Origin of the sequence: Mesorhizobium sp. M7A.F.Ca.ET.027.03.2.1 (assembly GCF_003999175.1) — a bacterium.
Classification (GTDB): domain Bacteria; phylum Pseudomonadota; class Alphaproteobacteria; order Rhizobiales; family Rhizobiaceae; genus Mesorhizobium.
The window spans coordinates 1-9,866 of the sequence record NZ_RZOM01000096.1 but is presented as its reverse complement, the minus strand read 5'-3'; the positions used below and the strand labels follow the sequence as shown (position 1 = coordinate 9,866).

The following is a 9,866-nucleotide window of genomic DNA, read 5'->3' as shown; positions in this document are numbered from 1 at the left end:
GGCGCCCGCCTGGCGCTGGAACCATTCCTCCGCGCTTTCAAGCCATTCGGCATCGCGCAGTCGCAGATTCTCGTGACTGATACGCTGCGAGCGGGTCAAAAGCGAATAGTTGAACTGCACCGGATCGAGGCCGAGATAGCGCTCGACCTCCTCGAACCATTCCAGCGAATTGCGCGCCGCCGATTGCAGCTTCAGCACCTCGGTGCGGCGGGCATCCTCATATCTACGGAAGGCGGCATCCAGGTCCGGCTCGGTTTCGACATATTCGGCCAGCGCCACAGCGCTTTCCAGTGCCAGCTTGGTGCCGGAGCCGATCGAGAAATGCGCCGATGCCGCCGCATCGCCCATCAGCGCGAGATTCTTGTAGGACCAGCGCTCGCACAGCACGCGTGGGAAATTGATCCAGGCCGAACCTCGGATATGGTTGGCGTTGGTCATCAGTGCGTGGCCGCCAAGATGCCTGGCAAAAATGCGCTCGCAGACGGCGATCGATTCCTGCTGCGACATCGCACCGAAGCCGAAGGCAGCCCAGGTCTGCTCGCTGCACTCGACGATGAACGTCGCCGTGTCGCTGTCGAACTGGTAGGCGTGCGCCCACACCCAGCCATGCTCGGTTTTCTCGAAGATGAAGGTGAAGGCGTCGTCGAATTTCTGTTGCGTGCCGAGCCAGACAAACTTGCATTTTCGGGTATCGATATCGGGCTTGAAGATATCGACGAAACTGTTGCGCGCCCTGGAGTTGAGGCCGTCGGCCGCGACGACCAGATCATGCGTCTCCATGTAGGGCTTGGGATCGGCGATGTCGGTCTCGAACATCAGCTTGACGCCGAGTTCGCGCGCCCGGCGCTGCAGCAGAACCAGCAGCCGCTTGCGGCCGATGCCGCAGAAACCGTGACCTGACGAGACCGTGCGCACGCCGTCATGGATGACGGCGATGTCGTCCCAATAGGCAAAGTGCTTCTTGATCCAGACGGCGCTGACCGGGTCGTTTTTCGACAGATTGTCGAGCGTCTCGGCCGACAGCACGACGCCCCAGCCGAACGTGTCGTCGGCGCGGTTGCGCTCGAACACCGTCACATCGTGCGCGGCGTCCCTCAGCTTCATCGAAATGGCAAAGTAGAGGCCGGCTGGTCCGCCGCCGAGAACCGCAACCTTCATGTCTGCGATCTCCTCTTCGCTTGCTGGAGTTCAGTATCGCGCCGGCGACAAGATATTTCAAGCTTAAAGTTTTATATCAAAACGATTGTCCTGACATGGCGAAAGCGCGCCTGCGTGTCATCGCGCAAGCGCGCTGCCGGATCACTTTTCCGGGTTCTTCGGGCTCCACAGCACCGTCTCGGCGTCCTTCTCATAGGCCATTCCGTCGGGATAGCTGATCGCTTCCAGTTGCAGCCCCCACGGCGTCTGGAAATAGAGGATGGTCTGGCCGGCGGCCGGCCCTTCCTTGACCGGCAGCGGCCCCATCCGCGTCTTGACGCCCTTGCCTTCGAGATAGGCTTTGGCGGCAGCGACGTCGTCGACATAGAAGGCGATGTGGAAGCCGCCAATGTCGCTGTTCTTCGGCGTCAGGTCCTTCTGGTCCGGTGCTGTGTATTTGAACAGCTCTATGTTCGATCCATAGCCGCAGCGCACCATGGTGACCTCTTCGATCACCGCCTTCGGGTCGACGCCCAGGAGATCCTGCATGAAGGTGCCCTTGTCGTCGGCGAACGGACCGAACGACATCGCCTTCTTGCAGCCGACCACTTCGGTGAAGAAGTCGACCGCTTGCTTCATGTCGGGAACGGTGATGCCGGTGTGGTCGTGGCCGCGCATGCCCGGGATCGAATCCGCCGAGGCCATGCCGGCGCTGCCGAGCATCGCGGCGGCCAGCGTTGCAATTGCGATAGTGGTCTTCATGTCAGTCCTCTCCATTTGGCGGGACTTGGGTCTTTGTGGTCGCACGCCCGAGGCCCGCTCTTCGGCGTGCGTATGCATTCATGTCGGCGCCTTGACGGCGGAAGGAATGTCCAGCCAGCCAGCATCGACCTCGGGCAGCGGAATGGCCGCGATGAGATCGCGCGTGTAGCTTTGTCGCGGCTTGTCGAACAAGGCATCGGTGGCGCTGGCCTCGACGATCACGCCTTCGCGCATGACGATCACTTGCCGGCACAGCCGCCGGATGACAGACAGATCGTGGCTGATGAAAGCGACGGTCAGCCCCATTTCCGCCGCCAGCTTTTCCAGCAGCGTCAGGATTTGCGCTTGCGTCGACACGTCGAGCCCTGAGACGATCTCGTCGGCCAGCACGAATTTAGGCGACAGCGCCAGCGCACGCGCAATGCCGACGCGCTGGCGCTGGCCGCCGGACAATTCGTGGCGATAGCGGTTGGCGAAGCTTTGCGGCAGGCCGACGCGCTGCAGCGCCTCGGCAACGCGCGCCTTGAGATTGTCGCCGAGGCCATTTTGCTTGAGTGGCGCGGCGATGATGCTGGCAATGGTGCGGCGCGGGTTAAGCGACGACATCGGATCTTGAAAAATCATCTGCAGATTGCGGCGCAGCGGCCTGAGCTCCGCTTCGGGCAGATGGGTGATGTCGCGACCGTCGAAAGTTACACTGCCGGCGCTGGGCTCCAGCAGGCGCACCAGAGCGCGGCCGAGCGTCGACTTGCCCGATCCGGATTCGCCGACGATGCCGGTCACCGAGCCCTTGGGCAGGTCGAAATCCAGGCCCTTCAGGATTTCGACCAATGGCGCGCGGCCAATCAGCGGCTTGCGCGTCATGTCGGGCAGCGCGACCTTCAGCCCGCGCACGGAAAACAGCGGCTCAGCCATGCGGGAGCCTCCAGGCCTGGTCTGCGGCTGCGATCTCGGCGGCAAGCCCGGCCAGCACCGCCTCGTCCACCGGCTTCAGCGAGGCGAAAGGATCGGTGTAGCGCGGCGTCGCCGCCATCAGCGCTCGCGTGTAGGGGTGCTGCGGCGCGGCGAAGAGCGCTGCGGTCTCGGCCTCCTCCACCATCTTGCCGGCATAGAGCACCGAGACCTTTTGGCTGATCTTGGCGACGACGCCGAGATCATGGGTGACGAACAGGATCGCCGTGCCATGCTCGCGCTGCAACTGCACGATCAGCCGCAGGATCTGTTTTTGCACGGTCACATCAAGCGCCGTGGTCGGCTCGTCGGCGACGATCAGCCTTGGCTCCGCGGCGAAGGCCGCAGCGATCAGCACGCGCTGGCGCATGCCGCCGGACAGTTCGTGCGGATAGCTTTTCAGCACGCGGTCGGGATCGCGGATTTGCACCTCGTCCAGCAATTGCCGGATGCGGGTATCGGCCTTCTCGCCACTCCAGCCGAGGATGCGCACCAGCCGGTCGGTCATCTGCGAGCCGATGCGCCGCGACGGGTTGAGCGCGGTCAGCGGGTCCTGCGGGATCAGCGCCGTGCGCGCCCCGATCAGCGTGCGTCGTGCCTTGGGTTGCAATTTGCCGAGGTCTTCACCCTCGAGCAGCATGTCGCCTTCGACAATGCGCACGCTCGACGGCAGCACACCGAGCACCGCCTTGCCGATCATCGTCTTGCCGGCGCCGCTTTCGCCGACCAGCGCGCGCACTTCGCCGGGCTGAACGGCAAGCGACACCGAGCGCAATACGCGCTGGCCGTTGGGCAGCACCGCGCTCAAATCCCTGATGTCGAGGCAGGCGCTCATCGCAGCACCGGATCGAAACGCGTCTTCAGCGCCTCGCCGAACTGGCTGAACGACAGCACGGTCAGGATCAGCGTGATCAGCGGGAACACCAGCACCCACCAGGCCTGATGGATCGACAGCCGGCCCTCGGCGATGATGCCTCCCCAGGTCGGATCGTCGGTCGAGATCGACAGATTGACGAAGGACAGGATCGCCTCGACGATAACGGCGATGCCCATTTCCAGCGACAGCAATGCGACGATCGACGGCACCACATTGGGCAGCACTTCGCGCAGCATGATGCCGATGCGGCCGTAGCCGGCAATGCGGGCATTCTCGACATAGTCCATGCGCGACTGACCCATCGTCTCGGCACGGATCACCCGGCAGAAACGCGTCCAGTCGATGATGGCGATGGCCAGGATGACGGAACTCAAGCCCGTGCCGAGCACCGCCACCAGCAATATGGCAAACAGCACCGGCGGAAACGCCATCCAGACATCGACGATGCGCGAGATGATGCGGTCGGCCCAACCGCCGAAATAGCCTGCGATCAGGCCTAGCGTCGAACCGACCACGCAGGCGGCGATGGCTGCGGCGAATGCGACGATGAAGGCGATGCGGCCGCCGAAGATCAGCCTCGACAACAGATCGCGGCCGAGGCTGTCGGTGCCGAGCCAATAGCCGGGTTCGGCTCCATTCATCCAGAATGGCGGCAGTCGTTCCAGCATCAAATCCTGTGCCAGCGGATCCTGGGGCGCGACAAGCGGACCGAAGATCGCGGCCAACAGCGCCAGCAGCAGCCAGCCGCCGGCCAGCCACAGGCGTGGCGACACAGCTCGCCTTCGAGCACGGCCCTCATCCATGGCGCAGCCTCGGATTGAGCAGCGCATACATCATGTCGACGCTGAGGTTGATCAGCACGAACAGCAGCGCGAAGACCAGCACGATGCCTTGAATCAAAGGCAGGTCGCGGTTGATGACCGCGTCGATCGCCATATTGCCGAGGCCCTCATAGGAGAACAGCCGTTCGACGATGACGGTGCCGCCGATCAGGAAGGTGAACTGCACGCCGACCAGCGTCAGCGTCGGCAGCGCGGCATTCTTCAGCGCCTCGCGCAGGATGACCTGCGTTTCCGAAAACCCCTTGACCCGCGCCAGCACGACATAGTCGAGGTCGAGCACTTCCTTCAGCGACTGTTTCAGCAGTTGCGAGATGATCGCCGCCAGCGGCAGTGCCAGCGCCACGGCCGGCATCAGCATGTGCTTCAGGAGATCCCAGGTCAGGTCGAGGCGCAGGCGCAACAGGCTCTCGAACAGATAGAACTGGGTGACGAAGGGCAGGTCCAGTTGCGGCGACACCCGGCCGGAAATGCCGAAGATCGGCACCAGCACGCCGAACAGAAGGATCAGCACCAGGCCCCACAGGAAGTCGGGAATGGAAAGCGCCGCGCCGCTGGCGATGTCGATGCCGGCCTCGACCGCCGTGCCGCGCTCGCGCGCGCCGATGATCGCCGTCGTGCCGCCGATCGCCACCGCCATGATGAGCGCGACGATAGCGAGTTCCAGCGTCGCCGGCAGCCGGTTGAAGACGAGGCCGAGCACATCCTGCCTGAGCGAAATCGAGGTGCCGAAATCGCCCTGGGCGACACCAGACAGCCAGATGAAGAATTGCTGGACGATGGTCTTGTCGAGCCCATAGAGCGCGCGCAGCCGGGCGATGTCGGCATCCGTAGCACCAGGTGGCAGCATCATGGCGATCGGATCGCCGGGCGCGACGCGGATCACGACAAAGACGACGACGGCCACGCCGAACAGCGTGATCAGCATCGTCAGAAGACGGATCAGGAATCGTTGCAGGAGCATTCCGGCGTAGGCCTACTGCGTTTCGGTGGCTGGAACGAAGACCCCCTCACCGGCCGCTTGCGGCCACCTTCTCCCCGAGGGGAGAAGAGGTCGCCGACGGCTGAGCCAGTCACTTCTCCCCAGCGGGGAGAAGGTGGCCCGAAGGGCCGGATGAGGGGGCCTGCGTCGTTCAAGAAGACACGCCGTCTCGCGACAGCGTGCCTTTCTCGACTGTCTCAGGCCGGGGTCATCAGCGCCGGCAGCAGCGCGCCGGACACATGCTGCACCACATTGACGCCCTTGGCATGCACGATCGGCTGCGCATACTGCATCAGCGGCAGCACATAGGCCTGCTCGGCGATGTATTTGTCGACAGCCTTCCAGCCGGCGATGCGCTTGGCCTCGTCCTTTTCGCCCCACAGCGGGTTGATCATGTCGATCAAATCCTGGCTGTCCCACACCGAATGCGGGCTCGGGCCGTACATGGCAAAGCCGGTCGAGGTGGTCGGATCGCCGATGGCGTTGCCCCAATTGTAGAAGGCGGCCGGCGCCAGCTTGTCGGCGGCGCGCAGTTCGTAGTGCTTGGCGATCTCGTAGACCTCGATCGTCGCCTCGATGCCGACCTTGCGCCACATGCCGACGATCGCCTGGATCATCTCATAGTCCTTGGGCTTGAAGCCCTTGGTCGTCTGGATGGTGAACTTGACCGGCTTTTCCGGCGAATAGCCGGAAGCGGCCAGCAATTCCTTGGCCTTTTCCGGATTGTGCTCGACCTTGATCGATGCGTCGTAGGATGCGTATTCCGGCGTTTCCAGCGTGTCGATCGGCTGCCCGTAGCCGCGCAGCAGGCGATCGACCAGAAGCTTCTTGTCGACGGCCATCACGGCGGCCTGGCGGACGTTCTTGTCCAGCATCGCCTCGATGTCGTTGAAGAAGATCATGCCGATGTCGGAAACGTTCTTGCACGAGCCGGCCAGCCCGTCCTTGGCGATCAGCCGGTCATACTCCTCATAGGGGATTTCCAGCGTCACTTGCGAGGAGCCGGATTCGATCTCGGCGACGCGGCTTGCCGCATCAGCGACGAACTTGATCGTCACATTTTCGAAGGCCGGCTTGCCGCCCCAATAGTTCGGGTTTGCCTTGAGCCGTAGGAAGGCGTTGCGCTCGAATTTTTCGACCATATAGGGGCCGGTGCCGATCGGCGCCTTCTCGAAACCTTCGGCGCCGACCTTCTCGTAGTAGGCCTTCGGCATGATGTAGCCGGTCAGGAACGACATCCATTTGAAATAGACCGGGTCGAACTGCACGACGTCGCCGGTGATCTTGTTGCCGTCGATCTTGAAGTTGTTGACGTTCTTCCAGACGAACTGGATCGGGTTGCCGGTCTTTTCGTCGCCTGCCCGCTGCAGCGACCAGACGACGTCCTCGGCCGTGAACGGCGAGCCGTCATGCCAGGTCACGCCCTCGCGCACCGTCATCATGATCTTGGTGCGGTCGTCGTTCCAGCCCCATTCGGTGAGCAGGCCCGGCGCGAAGGAAAGGTCGGGCTTCTGTGGGATGAACTGGTCGAACACCGACTGGTACAGCCCCTGGATGGTCGGGTTGACGGCCGAGGGGCCGGTGGTTGGATCCCAGGATGGCAGGTTGACGTTGTAGGCGATGGTCAGTTCGCCGGCCGCTGCCTTGGCGATCTGCGGCAGGCCGACGGCGGCCACCCCGAGTGCCGCGGCGCTGTATCCCAGCAATTCACGTCTGTTGATTGTCATGGTCGTTCCCCTTGTTGGTTTTGTTTCTGCGCGCGGCGTCTTAGTTCATTGGTTCAGGCTTCTTGGGCAGCAGCGCCTTGCCCCTTGTAGCCTCAAGGAAATCCTCGGCTCCTACCTCCCGCCAAGCTGTTGTGCGAGCATGAAGCCCGACGCCGCACCGGTGCCGGCGCCCGGCCATGTCGCGGCTCCAGTGAGGTGCAGATGCGCCACCGGCGTGTTCCAGCCGGCATAGCCGCGCGCCGGGCGGAACAGGAAGTTCTGCGCCAGATGATGGCTGCCACAGACCTGGTCGCCGCCGACGAGGTTGGGGTTCTCGCCCTCGAGATCGATGGGTGAAAACACGGCGCGGCCGAGGATCTTGTTGCGCAGGCCGGGAGCATAGGTCTCGATGATGTCGAGGACACGCTCGGCGTAGGCTTCCTTCACCTTGTCCCAACGGTCCGGCGCGATCTTGCCGGCGGCATCGCCCAGGATTTCGGCGGGCAGCATGCGCACCTGCACCCACAGCACATGCTTGCCCTGAGGCGCCCGCGACGGGTCGATCGCCGTCGGCTGGCCGACGACCAGCACCGGCTCGTCCGGCAGCATGCCCGCCATCGCCTGCTGATAGGTGCGCGACATGGCGTCGAGCGACGGAGACAGATGCACATAGGCGAACTGCCGAAGCTCCGCTCCGGCGCGCCAGTCCGGCAGATCGTCGAGGGCCAGATGGATCATCATGGTGCCCGGTGCATGGCGGAATTTTTGCATCGCCGTATCGAAGCCGGCATCGCCCGAACCGTTCGCCAGCAGCTTGCCGGTCAGCGCCTTGGGCGCGACGCCGGCGATGACCGCCTTGGTGGCGCTATGCGTTTCACCCGAAGCGAGCCGCACGCCGGTCGCCTTGCCGGCTGAAACCGTGATTTCCGCTACCTCGGCCCCGGTGACAATCTTGCCGCCGGCGGAGGTCACCATGCCCGACAGCGCCTTGATGATGGTGTCGGCGCCGCCCTTGCCCAGCACCATGCCGAAGCTCTGGTTGGCCATCGATTCCAGATAGGGGAAGACGGCGCCGCCGGCGATGTCCGGCGCGAAGTCGAGATGCATGCCCCAGGTGGCGAGCGTTGCCCTGATATGCGGCGACTCGAAATTCTCCTCCAGCCAGGCGCGGGGTGAGGACAGCAGCAGCCGGCCCGTATCGAGCGCGCCGGCAATGCCCTTCTTGCGCCACAGGTTCCACGCCGTGCCGGCAAGCGCGCGGGCACTCATCGGCGAACCCAGCAGCCGGAACAGATGCTCGGCCTCCGCCGGGAAGGCGGCGACCAGCCTGCGCCATGTGGCGGCGTCGGCAGCGGAGAAGGCGGCGATGCGCGCGGCGGTCTTTTCCAGATCGTTGCTGACGCCGAACCAGCGTCCGTCGGGGAATGCGCTGGCGAAACAGTCGACGACCGGGGCGAACTCCAGCCCCTGCGCTTTCAATTCATTTGCATATTTCCGGTGGAAGGCCGAGCCGGCGAAGAGGCTGAGATTCATCGCGCCGAAATCGTGGCGGAAGCCGGGGAGGGTGAATTCGCGCGTCTGGACGGCGCCGCCGATTGTTGCGCTGCCCTCGAAAATCCCGGTTTTCCAGCCTTTGAGCGCCAAATGCGCGGCGCATGCCAGACTGTTGTGGCCGGCCCCGACAAAGATGGCGTCGAACTGGCTCACGCCTCGTCCCCATTTCCTTTATGCTTAAAGATAATTGCAGATGCATATGTTTTCGTCTAGTAGGATATTAAGGGCCGAGACGAGCCTTGATCATCACACGAAAGAGGGAACTTCAGACCATGGATACGCAAAAACTCCTCGGCGAAGTCGCCGGCCAGCTTCTTTCAGGCGCCATCAAGGTGGTCGACCTGTCGGCGCCGCTCGGGCCGGACACGCCGTTGATCAAGCTGCCGCCGGAACTCGCCGTCGACACGCCGAAGGTCGAGATCCACAACATTTCCCGTTACGACAAGAACGGTCCGTGGTGGGCCTGGAACTGGCTGAAGCTCGGCGAGCATTCGGGCACGCATTTCGACGCACCGCAGCATTGGATTTCCGGCAAGGATTATCCGGACGGCGCCACCGACACCATTCCGGCGCAGAACTTCGTCGGCCCGGTCAATGTCATCGACTGTTCGAAGGAAGCCGCCGCCGACCACGATTTCCTGCTCACCGTCGACCACATCAAGGCCTGGGAAGCCGAGCATGGCGCGATCAATGCCGGCGAATGGGTGGTGATGCGCACCGACTGGTACAAGCGCAACGGCTCGGAAGCCGAGTTCCTCAACGCCAACGAGACCGGCCCGCACACGCCCGGCCCGACGGCCGAAGCCATCCAGTTCCTGATCAGCAAGGACATCAAGGGCTGGGGCTCGGAGACGATCGGCACCGATGCCGGCAAGGCCGGCGGCATGGAGCCGCCATTCCCGGCGCACACGCTGATGCACAAGGCCAACCGCTACGGTCTCGCCAGCCTCTGCAACCTCGACCAGCTGCCGCCGAAGGGCGCCATCCTGATCGCGGCGCCGCTCAAGATCGAGCACGGCACCGGCAGCCCGATCCGCGCGCTGGCGCTGGTGTCGAAG

General features: G+C 63.7%; 9 protein-coding genes. 1 reads left to right on the top strand and 8 read right to left on the bottom strand.

Annotation, left to right across the window (positions count from 1 at the left end; all coding sequences use genetic code 11):
* From EN750_RS06825 to EN750_RS06790, 8 genes are all read right to left on the bottom strand, one after another.
* A partial coding sequence (locus tag EN750_RS06825) for an FAD-dependent monooxygenase (protein ID WP_189526070.1) occupies window positions 1-1,158 on the bottom strand: 1,158 nt, incomplete at its 3' end.
* A 141-nt stretch (window positions 1,159-1,299) separates the two neighbouring features.
* Entirely contained in the window at window positions 1,300-1,899 is a 600-nt protein-coding gene (locus tag EN750_RS06820; protein WP_127395979.1) for a VOC family protein, read from the bottom strand.
* 78 nt (window positions 1,900-1,977) lie between these two features.
* Entirely contained in the window at window positions 1,978-2,814 is an 837-nt protein-coding gene (locus EN750_RS06815; protein WP_127395978.1) for an ATP-binding cassette domain-containing protein, read from the bottom strand.
* Window positions 2,807-3,685 (bottom strand): ABC transporter ATP-binding protein, encoded by an 879-nt coding sequence (locus EN750_RS06810; RefSeq protein WP_127395977.1) that lies wholly within the window; start codon window positions 3,683-3,685, stop codon window positions 2,807-2,809. The genes EN750_RS06815 and EN750_RS06810 overlap by 8 nt, the downstream gene beginning before the upstream one ends.
* The gene (locus tag EN750_RS06805) at window positions 3,682-4,530 is read right to left on the bottom strand and encodes an ABC transporter permease (RefSeq protein WP_127395976.1); all 849 of its coding nucleotides are present in this window, start codon (window positions 4,528-4,530) and stop codon (window positions 3,682-3,684) included. Before EN750_RS06805 ends, EN750_RS06810 begins: the two co-directional genes overlap by 4 nt.
* Window positions 4,523-5,530, bottom strand: a complete 1,008-nt coding sequence (locus EN750_RS06800; protein ID WP_127395975.1) for an ABC transporter permease — start codon at window positions 5,528-5,530, stop codon at window positions 4,523-4,525. The genes EN750_RS06805 and EN750_RS06800 overlap by 8 nt, the downstream gene beginning before the upstream one ends.
* A gap of 215 nt (window positions 5,531-5,745) precedes the next feature.
* Window positions 5,746-7,275, bottom strand: coding sequence for an ABC transporter substrate-binding protein (locus EN750_RS06795; RefSeq protein ID WP_063171146.1), 1,530 nt, complete (start codon window positions 7,273-7,275; stop codon window positions 5,746-5,748).
* A 111-nt stretch (window positions 7,276-7,386) separates the two neighbouring features.
* Window positions 7,387-8,961, bottom strand: coding sequence for an NAD(P)/FAD-dependent oxidoreductase (locus tag EN750_RS06790; protein WP_127395974.1), 1,575 nt, complete (start codon window positions 8,959-8,961; stop codon window positions 7,387-7,389).
* A gap of 119 nt (window positions 8,962-9,080) precedes the next feature.
* Between EN750_RS06790 and EN750_RS06785 the strand changes: the two genes are divergently transcribed.
* Window positions 9,081-9,866, top strand: a 786-nt coding sequence (locus EN750_RS06785; protein ID WP_145967463.1) for a cyclase family protein, incomplete at its 3' end; no start/stop codon positions are given.